The 14,698-nt window shown below is 49.9% G+C and carries 18 protein-coding genes; 5 read left to right on the top strand and 13 right to left on the bottom strand.

Annotation, left to right across the window (positions count from 1 at the left end; all coding sequences use genetic code 11):
* Nucleotides 1-254: 254 nt before the first annotated feature.
* The 5 genes from nifK to nifH are packed head-to-tail and all read right to left on the bottom strand — an operon-like array spanning nucleotide 255 to nucleotide 4,882.
* Nucleotides 255-1,643 (bottom strand): nitrogenase molybdenum-iron protein subunit beta, encoded by a 1,389-nt coding sequence (gene nifK, locus PHF27_RS07830; RefSeq protein WP_300068151.1) that lies wholly within the window; start codon nucleotides 1,641-1,643, stop codon nucleotides 255-257.
* Nucleotides 1,643-3,256, bottom strand: a complete 1,614-nt coding sequence (nifD, locus tag PHF27_RS07825) for a nitrogenase molybdenum-iron protein alpha chain (protein WP_300068149.1) — start codon at nucleotides 3,254-3,256, stop codon at nucleotides 1,643-1,645. The genes nifK and nifD overlap by 1 nt, the downstream gene beginning before the upstream one ends.
* 21 nt (nucleotides 3,257-3,277) lie before the next feature.
* A complete protein-coding gene (locus PHF27_RS07820; protein WP_300068146.1) occupies nucleotides 3,278-3,688 on the bottom strand; it encodes a P-II family nitrogen regulator in 411 nt (136 codons plus the stop codon).
* 18 nt (nucleotides 3,689-3,706) lie between these two features.
* Nucleotides 3,707-4,033: a P-II family nitrogen regulator gene (locus PHF27_RS07815; protein WP_300068143.1), complete on the bottom strand. Its 327-nt coding sequence runs from the start codon at nucleotides 4,031-4,033 to the stop codon at nucleotides 3,707-3,709.
* A 30-nt stretch (nucleotides 4,034-4,063) separates the two neighbouring features.
* Nucleotides 4,064-4,882: a nitrogenase iron protein gene (gene nifH, locus PHF27_RS07810; RefSeq protein WP_300068140.1), complete on the bottom strand. Its 819-nt coding sequence runs from the start codon at nucleotides 4,880-4,882 to the stop codon at nucleotides 4,064-4,066.
* A 607-nt stretch (nucleotides 4,883-5,489) separates the two neighbouring features.
* Between nifH and PHF27_RS07805 the strand changes: the two genes are divergently transcribed.
* From PHF27_RS07805 to PHF27_RS07795, 3 genes are all read left to right on the top strand, one after another.
* Nucleotides 5,490-6,227 carry a zinc dependent phospholipase C family protein gene (locus PHF27_RS07805; RefSeq protein ID WP_300068138.1) on the top strand — a complete coding sequence of 246 codons (738 nt, stop codon included), beginning with the start codon at nucleotides 5,490-5,492 and terminating at the stop codon, nucleotides 6,225-6,227.
* 81 nt (nucleotides 6,228-6,308) lie between these two features.
* A complete protein-coding gene (locus PHF27_RS07800; protein WP_300068135.1) occupies nucleotides 6,309-6,551 on the top strand; it encodes a hypothetical protein in 243 nt (80 codons plus the stop codon).
* A 151-nt stretch (nucleotides 6,552-6,702) separates the two neighbouring features.
* A complete protein-coding gene (locus PHF27_RS07795; protein WP_300068132.1) occupies nucleotides 6,703-7,305 on the top strand; it encodes a ribonuclease H family protein in 603 nt (200 codons plus the stop codon).
* Nucleotides 7,306-7,713: 408 nt separating this feature from the next.
* Here the strand turns inward: PHF27_RS07795 and PHF27_RS07790 are convergent, their stop codons facing one another.
* Nucleotides 7,714-7,905 carry a hypothetical protein gene (locus PHF27_RS07790; RefSeq protein WP_300068129.1) on the bottom strand — a complete coding sequence of 64 codons (192 nt, stop codon included), beginning with the start codon at nucleotides 7,903-7,905 and terminating at the stop codon, nucleotides 7,714-7,716.
* Complete coding sequence (locus PHF27_RS07785; RefSeq protein WP_300068126.1) at nucleotides 7,902-8,426, bottom strand: TlpA disulfide reductase family protein; 525 nt, start codon at nucleotides 8,424-8,426, stop codon at nucleotides 7,902-7,904. Before PHF27_RS07785 ends, PHF27_RS07790 begins: the two co-directional genes overlap by 4 nt.
* A 148-nt stretch (nucleotides 8,427-8,574) precedes the next feature.
* On the opposite strand from PHF27_RS07785, the gene PHF27_RS07780 reads away from it, so the two are divergent.
* Complete coding sequence (locus tag PHF27_RS07780) at nucleotides 8,575-9,453, top strand: CPBP family intramembrane glutamic endopeptidase (RefSeq protein WP_300068123.1); 879 nt, start codon at nucleotides 8,575-8,577, stop codon at nucleotides 9,451-9,453.
* An 80-nt stretch (nucleotides 9,454-9,533) separates the two neighbouring features.
* Here the strand turns inward: PHF27_RS07780 and PHF27_RS07775 are convergent, their stop codons facing one another.
* From PHF27_RS07775 to PHF27_RS07760, 4 genes are read right to left on the bottom strand one after another with little or no spacing between them, the layout of a single operon-like run.
* Nucleotides 9,534-9,791, bottom strand: coding sequence for a hypothetical protein (locus tag PHF27_RS07775; protein ID WP_300068120.1), 258 nt, complete (start codon nucleotides 9,789-9,791; stop codon nucleotides 9,534-9,536).
* Between the two features lie 35 nt (nucleotides 9,792-9,826).
* On the bottom strand, nucleotides 9,827-10,063 hold the full coding sequence (locus PHF27_RS07770; protein ID WP_300068117.1) for a phosphopantetheine-binding protein: 237 nt from the start codon (nucleotides 10,061-10,063) through the stop codon (nucleotides 9,827-9,829).
* Nucleotides 10,064-10,081: 18 nt separating this feature from the next.
* The gene (locus PHF27_RS07765) at nucleotides 10,082-11,089 is read right to left on the bottom strand and encodes a hypothetical protein (RefSeq protein WP_300068114.1); all 1,008 of its coding nucleotides are present in this window, start codon (nucleotides 11,087-11,089) and stop codon (nucleotides 10,082-10,084) included.
* 29 nt (nucleotides 11,090-11,118) lie between these two features.
* Entirely contained in the window at nucleotides 11,119-12,102 is a 984-nt protein-coding gene (locus tag PHF27_RS07760) for a beta-ketoacyl-ACP synthase III (protein ID WP_300068111.1), read from the bottom strand.
* Between the two features lie 182 nt (nucleotides 12,103-12,284).
* Between PHF27_RS07760 and PHF27_RS07755 the strand changes: the two genes are divergently transcribed.
* Nucleotides 12,285-12,755, top strand: coding sequence for a hypothetical protein (locus PHF27_RS07755; RefSeq protein WP_300068108.1), 471 nt, complete (start codon nucleotides 12,285-12,287; stop codon nucleotides 12,753-12,755).
* 61 nt (nucleotides 12,756-12,816) lie between these two features.
* Here PHF27_RS07755 and PHF27_RS07750 read toward each other — a convergent pair whose 3' ends face one another.
* A complete protein-coding gene (locus tag PHF27_RS07750) occupies nucleotides 12,817-14,007 on the bottom strand; it encodes an LCP family protein (RefSeq protein WP_300068105.1) in 1,191 nt (396 codons plus the stop codon).
* Between the two features lie 168 nt (nucleotides 14,008-14,175).
* Complete coding sequence (locus PHF27_RS07745; protein ID WP_300068102.1) at nucleotides 14,176-14,340, bottom strand: hypothetical protein; 165 nt, start codon at nucleotides 14,338-14,340, stop codon at nucleotides 14,176-14,178.
* Nucleotides 14,341-14,698: the final 358 nt, after the last annotated feature.

Here is a 14,698-nt window from a genome sequence, read left to right as displayed (position 1 = left end):
CGTTTCATCCGTGGCGCCTTAATTTTTAAGCACTTTCTTTATGGAACATAACCCGCAGGTCAAATCCCCCTGACCCTGCGGGCCATCCCCCTTTAGCAAGGGGGACTTTCAAGTCCTGTGGTTCTCGAATCCCCTGCCTCCCTTGCCAAAGGGAGGTGCCGCCACAGCGGCGGAGGGATTTAGCAATAACTGGCCCTCTCCTTCGTCCCCTCTGTTACTCTGTCCCTCTGTGTTCGTTCTCCGCTTCTCTCGAATTACATAACCAATTCGAAGTCTTCGTCTTTGGCGTCGCGGTCAGCGCGATCCAAGAGAGCGCCGCTGATCATTTCGATAAGGCGCATCGCGCCGCGATAGCCTACGACCGGGAAGTAGGAATGCACGCTGCGGTCCAAAACAGGGAAGCCCAGCCGCACAAAAGGAATATCTTCCGCTTTGGCGATGTACTTGCCATAGGTATTGCCGATGAGCAAATCCACAGGCTCGTTTTTAATCCACTGGTGCAGGGTGAATAAATCTCCCGCCGCTTTGACGTTGCCGCTCAGACCAGCGCCGGCAAGGAGCGCCTTAATGTCTGCTTCGAAGCTGCCTAGCCCCGCTCCTAAAGCGCCGCCGGGAGTTCCTGTAAGGACATGCACCGGTTTCATCCCTAAGCTAAGAGCAAACTCCGTCATCGCCGTGACCACATCCGGGTCGCCGAAAATCGCCACTTTTTTGCCATGAAAATGGAAGTGCGTGTCCGTCATGATGTCTACCAGCTGCCCTCGCTCTTCTTCCAGTTCGTACGGAATTTCTTTCGCAAAAGCGCCGCGCAAAGCCATCAAGAAATCATCGGTCGCTTTAATGCCGATTGGAGTTTTCAAATCCACCTTAGGAACCTTGCATTTTTTCTCCAGCAGCTCTGCTGCGTCCATGGAGGCAAAATGCCCCAAGGAAATTGTCATCCGGGAGTTCCCCGCGTCTTTAACGTCGTCCAGCAGCGCGCCTCCTTTAGGATACATAGCAAAGCTTCCTGTCATCGGCGAATCCACTACGCCCGAAGTATCCGGGAACATGTGGAACGGAACATCCATCAAGCAGGTCAGGCGTTTGATTTCTCGCATATCTCCTGGATTAACGAAGCCAGGCAAAAGATTGACCTGTTCTTTCTTGAACGTTCCTGTAGCTTCGCAAAAATACTTGACCATGGCTTTCGTCATGTTAGAAAAGCCCGTAATATGAGAGCCCTGGTAACTGGGAGTATTAGCGTGAAACACCACTTTGCCTTCCGGTATCTCCGATTGGTAAATAATCGTCGGGATATCATCGCCAATGGTCTCCGACAGACAAGTAGTATGCACTGCGATAATTTCCGGGTCATACACCTCAAAGATATTGCGGATTGATGTTTTTAAATTGGCGCCGCCGCCGAATACGGAAGCGCCTTCCGTAAAGCTGCTGGTCGTCGCCATAATGGGATCGCGAAAATGTCGGGTTAAATGCATGCGGTGGAAGGAGCAGCAGCCTTGCGAGCCATGACTGTGAGGCATGCAGCCGTGCAAACCAAGGGCCGCATACATGGCGCCGATTGGCTGGCAGGTCTTGGCGGGGTTGATCATACCGCCGCTTTTACGTTCGACAATGGTTTTCGGCGTGTGATTGAGCATCAGTGCGCACCCCCTTCATTCATACTGCCATCAAGAAGCGGCTGGTCTTTCCACGGCGGTGTGATGTAGTTCCACGTCGGCGAAGCAAATGCCATACTGACATCACGAGCAAAATTCACGGCCCCGTTAAAGCCGGCATAGGGTCCGCTGTAGTCGTACGAGTGAAGCTGTTTGGCTGGAATTCCCATTTTCTGAACCACATACTTATCCTTGATGCCGGACGCGAAAATATCCGGTTTAAGCAGGCGAATGAACTCTTCTGTCTCATAATGGTTGATGTCGTCGACAATAATACTGCCGTCCTTCATCTCCACATTCATGCCATTATATTCCCCCAACGGAATACTTCTCTTTAACGCTTCCATTTTTTCCGGGGATATCTTCAAGCGATACCGCCGTTCGTCTTGCTCCACGTGCAACTCAGGAATGTTTTTGCTGTCTGCATCGGTTTTGATCGTGGGAATGACGACGCGGCCTTCATAGTCGTCACGATGCGCAAATTCATAACCAGCCAGCACCGTATCAATACCCAGCTCGCCAAAGAGGCCCTGATAATGATGTCCCCGGGAACCGCCTACAAAGCAGAAGGCGGTTTTCCCTTCACATATCTTGCGATATTGCTCCATCTGCGGCTGTACCCGCACAAGTTCTTTGGCGATAAAATCTTCGGTCCGCTGGGTCAGACCCGGATCGTCAAAATACTTGGCCATGTTGCGCAGCGTCTCAACGGTGCTGTTCACGCCGATAAAGTTGACCTTCAGCCACGGCGTACCGTACTTGATTTCCAGCATCTCCGCAATATAGTTAATCGAACGATGACACTGCACCAGATTCAATTCCGAAACATGAGCGTTGCGCAGGGACTCCCAGGAGCCGTCGCCAGTCATAACCGTGACGATATGATAGCCGATTTCTTTGAGCATGCGCTCAACTTCCCAGCCGTCGCCGCCGATGTTGTACTCGCCGAGAATATTGATGGGAAACTTACCCGGCGCCTCCTCTAGCTCGCTGTTGCCGATGACTTTGTCCATCAGATTGTTATTGGCGATATGATGGCCCGCCGACTGGCTGACGCCTTTATAGCCTTCGCAGTTGAACGCCAGCACCTGAATGCCGTATTTTTCCTGAGCGGTCCTGGCGACGGCGTTAATATCGTCGCCAATAAGACCTACCGGACAGGTAGCGGAAATACTGATGGCCTTCGGGTGAAAAATCTCCACCACTTCGTCAATCATAGCGGTCAGTTTTTTCTCGCCGCCAAAAACAATATCACTTTCCTGCATATCCGTAGAGAAGCAGTAGTTGATGAAATTGTCGCCGCCTTCTTCGGTGCGGGCCTTGTTGCGCCGTGCACCCCAGGCGTAATAACTACAGCCGATAGGGCCATGCACAATATGCACCATATCCTTCAGCGGCCCTACTACCACGCCTTTGCAACCCGCATAGGCGCAGCCGCGGTTGGTCATAATTCCCGGAACCGTTCTGGTATTAGCCTCAATTTCTTGCTGTTCCAGAACGCCATCTTTAATCAAAATGTGCTTCTTGCGATTTTTCTGGACCTTGCTCGGATAGCGGTCCAAGATGTCCTGAAGTTCTTTTTCGGTCATCGCCATGATGGCGTCCCTCCTTGTCTCTTAAATCGCTGCGTCGCCTTTTTCCGCCGTACGCACCCGGTACGCATCCAGTAGTGGCAGAATGAATATTTTGCCGTCTCCTACTTGGTTGTTGGTCTGGTTGGCAGCAATAATCGATTTCACAATTTTCTCCACATCGGCATCATGAGCAATGACATTGAACATACGCCGCGGAAACAGGCGAGTGCCGTCCAAAAAACCGTCAATCAGCACCTCCGCCTCGCGCATGTCCTCTTCTTCCGCCAGACGCATCAAATCCGCTTTGCGGGCGGCAATCACCGCTGGATCATCTACCAGTTTGCCCCGCCCCAGCACCTTAGTGGCCGTAAAACCGGCGGCTCCGCTTTCTACCAGAGCCTTTTTCGTGGCATTGGTCTTATTCATACGCACAATGGCAATAATCTCTTTCATAGACAGCGCTACTCCTTTCTACAGCCCAGTGGCTGCGGAGGATACCGTATAGGCCTCTTCGATAGGCGTGATAAAAATCTTGCCGTCCCCAAAAGCGCCGGAATCGCTGGTTTTGGCGGCGCGCATGATAACACTGACCACATCGTCCTTGTCCTCGTCCCGCACCGCCATCAAAATCATCACTTTGGGAATTTCATCGTAAACAATGCTGCCAATTTTGATGCCTTTTTGCTTGCCGCGGCCCATAACATCAATGACCGTTGCCGCGTGAAAGCCGGCCGTAGACAGCTCATATAGCACTTCATCCCGCTTTTCCGGACGAACAATCGCTCTTACCAACAACATAGACTTCACTCCTTTTTGTTAGCGTTTTGCTTAGCCCAAAATTCCGTAAGACATCATCAGCTCTTCTAAACGATCTTGCGTCATCGGCTTGGGAATAACAAAGTTTTTGTTCTGATTGATAGCCATGGCCAGTTTGCGATACTCATCCGACTGGTCTTCTTTCGGATCAAAATCAATAACCGTCTTTTTATTAATTTCCGCCCGCTGCACTACATTATTCCGAGGCACAAAATGGATCAACTGCGAACCTAATTCTGAGGCAAAGGCTTGCAACAAATCCAATTCAAAATCTACTTGCCGGCTGTTGCAAATGATACCGCCCAAGCGAACCTTGCCCGTAGTAGCGTACTTTTGAATGCCCTTAGAAATGTTATTAGCCGCATACAGCGCCATGAGTTCTCCAGAAGCTACAATGTATATTTCTTCCGCTTTTCCTTCGCGAATCGGCATGGCAAACCCGCCGCAAACAACGTCTCCCAAAACATCATAAAAAACATAATCCAAGTCATCCGTATACGCGCCCAAAGATTCCAGCAAATTAATGGAGGTAATGATCCCGCGACCAGCGCAGCCTACGCCAGGCTCCGGGCCGCCGGATTCTACGCATTTTGTGCCGCGAAAGCCTGGTTTTAGGATATCGTCCAGTTCGATATCGTCCCCTTCATCGCGAAGCGTATCCAATACCGTCTTTTGGCAAAGACCGTTTAAGAGAAGCCGCGTCGAATCCGCCTTGGGGTCACAACCGACCACCATTACTTTCTTCCCTGCTTCCGCTAGAGCCGCCACCGTATTTTGGGTTGTCGTCGATTTACCGATGCCGCCTTTGCCGTAAATTGCTACCTGTCTCATAATTCCAGCCTCCCATCTCTTTTTCCGACTTTGCTATTTCTTGAAAATCTTTTAACAGGAGGCTATAATGAAATGGGTATGTCAAAGAAGCCCCCCTCGGGATTCACGACAAGCCCCCGCCGAAAGAGTAGTGCCATACTCTTTCGGCTTTTTTCATTTGTGCCTTCCCCTCTGCCTGCAGCAGCCTCACCTCCTTTGCTGTAAAAGCTTTGCATCCGCTCTTTTCAAGGCGCCTATTGCAATTTTGCTTCCTAATTATGCACAAAACGCGGCTAAACAGAACTTTTCCTGCTTATCCGCGTCAGCGCTGGAAACGCAAAAGCCGACCAAACCATAGGCTTGGCCGGCTTCTACGCCGTAACTCTTTTATTTGTGCCGAGTATATCATGAAAAAAAATAAGTGTCAACACCAAAGATACGCTTAACAAAAAGTTTGTATATTCCGTACGTTACTGGCTCGTTTTGTATTTTCTATAGACTTCTTTAATCAAACCTTAACCTGTGGTTAACGCAATTTTGTCGTTCCTGTGCTATGGTTACTATAAGCCTACGAACTGTGACTTACCTCTTGCCTTGCTAAGGCCCGCCAAAAAAGGAGGAGATAGGTGTGACCTACGGAAGTTTGTCCTTATCATCACCAGAAAACTGGCTGCTAACGATAGCCGGCAGCGTACAGCACTGGTTTGACCGTCCGGCCTTGACGCATTGCTTTATTAATCGTCAAGCGGCGCGCATTTTGCTGGCCGACGGCTGTACTTGGGAAGGTTCCTGGCTGCGCCGACACCTTTCCTCTTTTAATCGTGGCGCAGTTTGGGCTGATGCAGACTGGAAAAACATACACCATTATTTGCAGCCTCTGAACAACAGAGGCCTTTGGCGTTTTCACTCCGCATTGGAGGAATTTCAGACCTACTTTGAAAAAGCCGTCAGCGTCGCCAAAGGCGCTGACGAAAAACAGGCGGCTTTCTTTTTAGGCGCTGCCGCCCATTTGCTGCAGGATCTTTGTGTGCCTCATCATGCCCAAGCACAGCTTTTCGACGGACATAAAGAATATGAAACCTGGGCCGCCAGCCACCGCCATCAATACAAGGCGCAGGCAGGCGGTCTTTATTATACCCGCCAAGACCCCCTTGCTTGGCTACTGCAAAACGCCGAACAGGCAAGCGCTTTATATGCGCTCACCTCCCAAGGAGCAAGCGCAGCCGACTACCACCAAGCCACACAGATTCTGCTGCCCCTGGCGCAGCGCTGCACCGCAGGTCTCTTAGAGCGTTTTTCCAGCCGCTTAGCCTTACGGCCCGCCTTTGCCGGTTGGAGTCAGCAAGACGAAGCAGCCAACAGTTAAAAAACCGCCGCTGTATTCACAGCTTCTTATAATTCTCTTTGAAAAATGCTTACAGCAAAACGAGAGAGGATGGTAAATATTATGGCGATTTGGCAAGTAGAACTGGACAGACGGGATTCCGAACGGTACCGCAAACAGCTTTTGCATCGCGGCTTCATCTCGGCAAGCTATTTTTCCACCAACGGCTTTGACGTGCAAAAAATGCGCAAAATGGCCAATGAAGGAAAACTAGACGCCGTACGCTGCATCATCGGCAGCTCTGTTCGCTGGTATTACGCCGAAGAACAAGCGGAGCTCGCGCATTTGGCAGGCAAGATTTGCTGATTACAATGGGACACGAAGTTTTGAACAAGAGTAGAGGGAGTAAAAGGAGGGTACGACAGAGGGAATAGAGATTTCCGCACACGCAAAATTGCTGGCGCTGCCGCGCTGTATCCTGTATAGTAGAAGCAAGTTAAGGAGAGGAGCTTCTACTATGGCTGGCAAGAATAAATTCTACGCCGTCCGTGAAGGACGAATTCCCGGCATCTATACGAATTGGCCGGAGTGTCAGAAACAGGTCAGCGGCTATCCCAATGCCGCTTTTAAAGGATTTCCTACTAAAGAAGAAGCCGTTGCTTTTATGAACGTTCAAATTTCGACAGCGGCTGCACCCGAAGAAAATCCTACAGGTGTACATATTTATGTTGACGGAAGCTTCAGCAAAGGCCAATACAGCTGGGCTTTCGCCGTCTATGAAGACGGAAATTTGACGCACTCCGACAGCGGCGTCGGCGAAGATCCCGAAGCGGCGAAAATGCGCAATGTAGCTGGAGAGCTGGCCGGAGCCACTATGGCGATACAGTGGGCGGAAGAGACTGGTGTTCAGCCTATCTCGATTCATCACGACTATAGCGGCCTAGCCAAATGGGCCACAAAAGAATGGCAGGCTAAAAACCCGTTCACTGCCTGGTATGCCGAGTTTGCCTCGCAGCGTCTTAACTGGGTGACCTTCTGCAAAGTAGCCGGTCATACAGGCGTAGAAGGAAACGAGCTGGCGGATCGCCTGGCCAAACAGGCCTTGGGGCTCCTTAAGTAACAGATAAGACCAGAGGAGTACGGGATTGGAACAGGAGTAGAGGGAGTAAATGGAGGGAGCCAATAAGGCTACGGTGGCCGTGATTGTATTTGAGACTTTTTGGAGCAAGACGGTCCGCAGGACTCAAAAACAGGAGGCGACGGAGAAAAGTTTCGTATGTCTGAGCGCCAGCGAGTTCGCGGAACTGCCGGCGACTCCTATTTTTGCGAGTCGCGCGGAAATCTTGTCTCAAATACAGTTATGCCGCCGTTTATATAAAAGCTCCTACCTCTTTATGACCCTAGGCTTTTCATTCGTAAAAAATTATAAACTCTGGTATAGCGAAAAAACCGGCCTTCTCCGCAGCGTTCATTAGCTGTGAAGAAGGCCGGCGTTTATTTCTTTAGCCCTCTGCGTACCCGCCGTTACTCAGTTACTCTTTGTTCCTTCCCCTGGCTCGCCCGGCTGCTCTTTAAGGATGCAAATGCCATCCTTACAATCGTCATTGCCATTGGCATCGCCGGCATTTCCTGGCGGAGGCGACTCCCCGGCGCCCGCCAACGCGACACTGCTGCTAAGCAAAGACAACGCCAGCAACATCATTGCTAGGTATTTCTTCATTTTACTTCCTCATTTTTTCTCATAACCTGCTGGATGGCTTTCTCCAAATGTCCTGGAGGCATCATACCATCTTTCCGTATCCGGATAGTGCCTTCCTCGTCGATAATCAAGGTCACCGGTATGCCGCGAATGCCCAATTCATTTGTCAAAGCTTTATTCGTATTGTCAAAAAGCGTCGGAATTTGATATCCGTTTTGATACATAAAGGCATTGGCCTTCTCCGGTGTTTCCCACACGTCAATAACATACATTTTTATCTTGTCTTGATACTTTAAGTATACTTGGTTGAATTCCGGCAATTCTCGTACACAATACGGACACCAAGTAGCAAAGAAATTGAGCACCAGAATCTTATCCTTCTCCGGCGCCAGCGTCACCGGCGTCCCGTCCAACAGCGGCAGATCACGCGGAGTCCACTTATCGCCCGCATTCGCGCCGCCAGCCGCACAGGCAGTCGTCAAAGCCACCAAGAAACAACACGTCAAAAAAAGCATTTTAACCATTGCGCTTCGTGTTTTCATCTTCCTACTTCACACTCCTGTTCTATCTATATTCATAGTTTAGAACCTTCTTGATTCCTATCGAAAATCCTGCTCCGAATACGCCGCCTGCAGGATTTGCGTTTTAATAAAATTTTTCAGACAACCGCTTTTGAGGAGGCACTACGAAATGGACATCTCGCTGCCCTATTCATTTTCCACGCTTCTTTGCTATAGCGTTCTCTATCTTGCCGTCGCCTGCCTGTGGCTTCCAGCTTCTATATGGGGCCAACCTCTTTGGCTTATCCTGGCCGCTTCCGCAGGCTTTATCGCACTTATAAGCGGCCAGCTGACTCCGCTCGGCCTGGGACTAGCCGTTTTATATCTTTTTATCGCTTACCTCTTTTCACGGACGACGGGAGCCAAGAAAAAATGGCTCACACTTCTACTCGCCGCCTTGTCCCTACTCTTAGGCGCTCATTTATTGCCGGGCTTTCAAAATCTCAAAGTTCTTGATGCCATGGCCGTCAGCGCCGACGGGCTTCCGTTCACCATGTATCTAAATTTGGATAAAACCCTCGTCGCTTTAGGTCTTCTTGGCTGGTGTGTTCCCAGACTTTCCAGACGCCAAGAATGGCGTCAACTCTTGCAGGTTTTGCTCTCCCGCAGTCTTCTTTTTTTACTCCTTATTTTTATTTTGGCTCTTGCCTCCGGCAAAGTCCACTGGGACCCTAAGCTGCCATCTTATACTTTATTATGGATGCTCACGAACCTGCTCTTTGTCTGCACTGCAGAAGAAGCCTTTTTCCGCGGCTTCTTGCAGCAACAGCTCGCCCTTCTTTGGAAAAACCGTCCCTTGCAACAAGAACTTCCCCTTGCGCTGGCTTCCTTAGTCTATGGTCTCTCTCATTTTGCCGGCGGACCGCTGTATATAGCCTTCGTCACCCTTGCTGGCCTAGGTTACGGCTGGGTCTATCAAAAAACAGGCTGTATTGAAGCTTCTATCTTACTGCATTTTGCGTTAAATGCCGCTCATTTCCTGCTTTTCACCTATCCGTCACTGCCCTAACAAGCAGCAGTAACCGCTATGATAAAGAATACAAAAAGAAGAAGAACCGTTGCGCCAAATTCAGACAACGATTCTTCTTTTCACATTTTGGGCTTATAGGTCCAAACGTCAAAATGAGTTGTTCGCTCTTCTAAGCGATAGTTCTGTAAAAAAGCTTGCACAAAGGCCTCTTCTCTAATCCAAGGAAATGGCTCTTGTCCCGCAGGAATCAACCAGACCTGGATATATCCGTCCTGCAACGCCTGTACCGTAGCGGCAGGAATAGGGACTTTCACCGATGCCATATCTCCAAAAGCCACATTTTCCCATGCAGCAAACAATCTTTCTAAAATAACCAAAAACCCGCCAGCCAGCAGGCCAGCGGATTTTTAACTTACAGCAAGCTATCTACATATTGCACGGCGTCAGCCAAGGTTTTCAGACCGCCTACTTTTTCCAAAGAAATTTTCACCTTAAATTCATCTTCCGCCATAACCAGCAGTTCCGCCATGTCGAGCGAATCCATATGCAAATCCTTTGCCAATTCCGCCGAAGGCTGCAGCATATCCTCCGTAACCTTGCCCTTCTTCAAGTCCAAAATGATCTTGTTTACCTTTTCCATCGTTGTCATAGTATCTTCCTCCTTCTTTTATCTTTTTTCGGCATGTATCCTTTGTACGGCTTTCCTGTCTGCGCGAATAAAAGAACAAAGTTCTTTCGCCTGCTGAGAGTATAGCCGGATGCCCGCAAAGTCCGGTTCTTTATGAAATATCTTTTGCACTATGATCCCGTCGCTGCCAAACCAACGAGGCGCCAAACCGCCAAAGAAGAAACCCTGTTGCCGAAGCTCCTCTACCGCAGCTCCCGCGGCAGCTCGATGCGCATTAATAATAAAACGCAAACTAATTACCTGCTGCCGTTGCGCCTGTGCTACTAGTTCTTGCAAACACTGCGGCCAATCTGCACCAACTTCCCGAACGGCCACGCTCCAACTGCCGGCTTCCGGCAAACCAGGCGCTTCCAGCACGGTTTTCCCCTCTGCAGGCAAACATCCGACGGCTTCTTTAAAAACACGTTTTTGTAAAGGCGCCGCCAGCTCCCGCAGCATTTCAGCATATACGTCCGGCAGGTACATGGGTTCAGAAGGCGCCGTGTACTCGGAAAAATTCAACAAACAAGCCACGCGTCCCTGTCCCGCTTGGCGCTCCTTGAAAATACTTCCCTCCACTAGATCCAGGCACAAAGCGACATCGCTGCGGCCATGCTTCACACAGGCCAGCTGCGAAAAATACTGATAGCATACAGGAAAGCTAAACACACCACTGCCGCTGATAAAACCCGCTTCCTGCATCCGATTCATCAGCTCCAGCCCCACGGACGTCTGCTTATAGTCCGGCACTACCACCAGCCCTTTTTCTTCCCAAAGATTCGGATTCGGGGCTGTTTTCTCCCTCGCAAAATAACCTACAGGCCGGCCGTCAGGCGCACTGGCCAGCAGCGCTTGCACATCCTTCTTGTCAATCCGTTTTTGCAATACTTCAGGGCGGTACATCTCAGCGTGAGGATATTTATCGCCATAGCTTTCCCGAAATAAGCCGACAATTAACTCTGCATCCTCCGCTATAGCTCTCCGTATGGCATAACTCTTTTCCTCCACCCGTTCTCCTCCCTAGTAAAGCAATGGTTCTAATACCATTTCAGCACGCACGAACCCCACGTAAGACCCGCGCCAAAGCCCACAAGAGCCAGGCGCTGATCTCGCGCCAAGTGTCCCTGGGCTTTCATTTCGCTAAGGGCAATCGGAATAGAGGCGGCGGCAGTATTGCCATAGCGCTCTAGATTGATAAAGGTTTTCTCCATGGGAAATTGCAAGCGCTGCACTGCTGATTCAATAATGCGCAGGTTCGCTTGATGCGGTACTAAGAGATCCACATCCGCCACGTCCAACCCGGCAGCCTCCAAGGACCGCTTCACCGAAGCCCCCAACGTCCGCAACGCAAAAATAAACACGCGCTGCCCGTCCATTGCTGTATAATGCAGGCCTTTGGCAACAGTTTCCGCCGACGCCGGCAACCGGCTGCCTCCTGCTGGAATCTGCAGCACTTCCGCTTCAGTTCCATCCGTGCCTAAATCCGAACCCAAAAGGCCATAGCCGTCTGGAACTTCGCCCAAAACCGCCGCTCCGGCTCCATCGCCAAACAAGATAGATGTGTTCGCATCCTGCCAATCGACAAATTTCGACACCGTCTCCGCGCCAATGACCAGCACCTTTTTATATAAGCCGCTTTTAATCAACTGGCAGCCCATCACCAAACCATATACAAAACCGGAACAAGCCGCCAACAAATCAAACGCCGCTGCTTTCGTTGCGCCAAGGCCCGCCTGTACGGAGACCGCAGACCCCGGCGAAAGGCGATCCGAAGTAGACGTCGCTACAATGATCAAATTCAATTCGCTGGCCTCTACCCCCGCGTCCGCCAAGGCTTTGCGGGCCGCCTGCAGCGCCAAATCCGAAGTAGCCTCCTCCGGCGCGGCTATATGACGCTGACGGATGCCGCAGCGCTCTAAAATAACTTCCGCCGGCATTTGCAGGCGCTGCTCCAACTCTTTATTTGTCACGATTCTTTGGGGCGCATAATGTCCCAACCCAATAATTCCCGCACCTGCCATGCACGCACCTCCGCATTTTTTAGTCATATTGGATGGATATTCTTGTAAAAACCAAAAAATCCTGCCGCCAAAAGTCGCGATCTTGTTCTCTCCTGCCGTTTAGAAAAACACAGCCAGCAGGAACTCTTCCCAGCCATGCAGAACTTTTATAAATTATATCTACTTACGAAGAAGGAGAACCGATGAACAAGTACTTACAAAACCTCGCAGCCCTCCTAGCGATCGCTTTACTTGGCTGGGGTGCTTATTATGTGATGGCCCCCGCTCCTCAAACAGAAACGAATAGAAACTTGACGCTTTCCACGCCTGTGATTGCTGACAAGACGGTTAAAAGCGAAGAAACTGCGCTGCCGCTTATAACCGCCAGCAAGCAAAAAACAGCCGGCTCCACTTCCCCTGCGCCGTCCGGCGAGATGCACCTTGCACAGCCGCACAGCCTCAACGGCAAAATACCAGTACCAGAGTCCGACCCCGTCGACTTGTCCACTCAAAACATGTCTATAAAAAAAGAAGAAACCAAAAGCAAGGAAATACTTCCCGGCGTCACCATTAAAGGCGGCGGCGTCAACGTCAACCTGGATAAGGACGATTCACGCACTTTGGAGGTTCGCCCCCGCAGTCAAACGCAGCTGACGCTGAAACAGAAATTCTAACTGCTATGCATCGAAAAACCCAGCCGAAAGCGCTAGTATCGCGCTTCTGGCTGGGTTTTGCTTATGGGTTTTTGCCGCCGCTCGTATTGGAATTCGTATTTGTAGTGGTCGTCGAAGCTCCCGTCGTGCTCTTAGGCTTCTCGATCGGCGTCTTTGTATCTGCCGCTGGCTCCTTTGTCTTTTTCGCAGCAGCGTCAGCTGCCGGTGTTTTCGTAGCAGCAGGCGGCGTTTTTTCCGCAACCGGCGCCTTTGTCTCGACAGTCGGCGTATATTCCGCCTTTGCGTCTGCAGGAATCGCCTGCTTATATTCCCGCGCTAATTGCTCGCTTTTCTTCATATAACTTTCATCGTTCGTAAAGCCCTGAATCTGAGCTACTTTCAAGCGCAGCTCCGCGATATTCGGCTGCCAATAACTGACTTCCTTAATCCACAGAGGCGCGCCAGGAACCGTAGCCGTAGCTAACCCAGACGAGGCCGCTTCTTGCACCGCCGGAAGAAGTTTCAAGATTTTCGACAAAGGCATGTCGGTTTTCACAGCCCCATAAAATTCTTTTGCCAGTTCCGGCAGACGCACCACCGTTTGCGGCGATGCCAGCTCCTTCAATAGGGCTTTCAAGAATTTCTGCTGCCTGGCTACACGGCCAATATCGCCTTCTTCGTCGCGGTAGCGCACATACTTGATGGCTTCTTTACCGCTCAAACGCTGCACCCCTGGATATAAGTCAATTACCAGGCCGCCGTCATCGTCATAGGGATCGGAGTAACGCATCCGCTTTTCTACGTCAATCGTAATCCCGCCCAGGGCGTCAATCATCCGCATAAAGCCTTTGAAATCAATGGTAACCGTATAGTGAATGGAAACGCCCAGTAAGTTCTCCGCCGTACTTTTAGAAAGCGGCAGTCCGCCAAAAGCAAAAGCATGATTAAATTTATCCCAACCATGTCCGGCAATCTTCACCCGCGAATCCCGAGGAATGGATAAAACAGTTATCTTTTTGGCTTCCGTATCCAAGGTTACCACAAAACTCGTATCCGAACGTCCTACGTCATCCGCCCGCTCGTCCACGCCCAGCACCAAAATATTTATGCGATTTTTCGCCACTACATCCAATAGTGAAGTCCCGCCATTCCAAACTGCAAATACAACTCCAACAAGCAAAAAAATAGCTCCCAAGAGCATGGCCACTCGCAGCTTGCGGATACGCCTCTTGGGTTTTCTTCTGGTAAGTCTTGGTTCTTCGCTGTAACTCATGCTTCGTCCTTTCCTACGACTAAACTTCTTTTCTTTGCACTGTAAATTTCCATTTTCGTTCCTTGCTTAGAATAGTACTCGCCACACCATCTGTCAATGCAACGCCTAGTTTCATAAGAAAAAAATAAGCAACCATCCGATCAAGGAATGGCTGCTTGGTCACACATCTCATAAAACTTCAAATTCATCACAACAGCAGGAAACAACATCCACGCCGCCTATGTACACGCTATAAACCGGTTCTTGAATTTGACCGAAAAAGATTCGTTCCACAACTTCGCCTATTTCTCCACAATAATTACCACGAAGAATGCGCACCTTTTTCCCAACCACGTTCTCACTCCTATTCTTTCTTCTGCTCTAGTAGCAACTACTCTTATTAGCAATTGCAAGTTCATTATATTACCAACTTTATTGCATTATAGCACTCACTTCGCCAATAGAAAAGTCCTATTGTGACAAGAAAGCGCAGCATACATTCCCCGGTCACCAAAGATGTCCCGGCAAGATAACTGTCATTGTTTAATTTTCTGCACGCACGCATGATTTTTTCAGAATTTTAGAGAGGATTTTCTCCTTGGATATTGAAATATAAAAAAATTGAATTACAACCTACCCCATCTAAAAAGGAGGCTTGTATCATGCTTTTTTTAATCACTTATGATTTCAACCAACCACAGCAAGAATACCC

The sequence above is a fragment of the Anaeromusa sp. genome, assembly GCF_028691475.1.
Taxonomy (GTDB): domain Bacteria; phylum Bacillota; class Negativicutes; order Anaeromusales; family Anaeromusaceae; genus Anaeromusa.
Note: the sequence above shows the minus strand (reverse complement) of the source record. Positions and strands in the feature narration are given on the sequence as shown.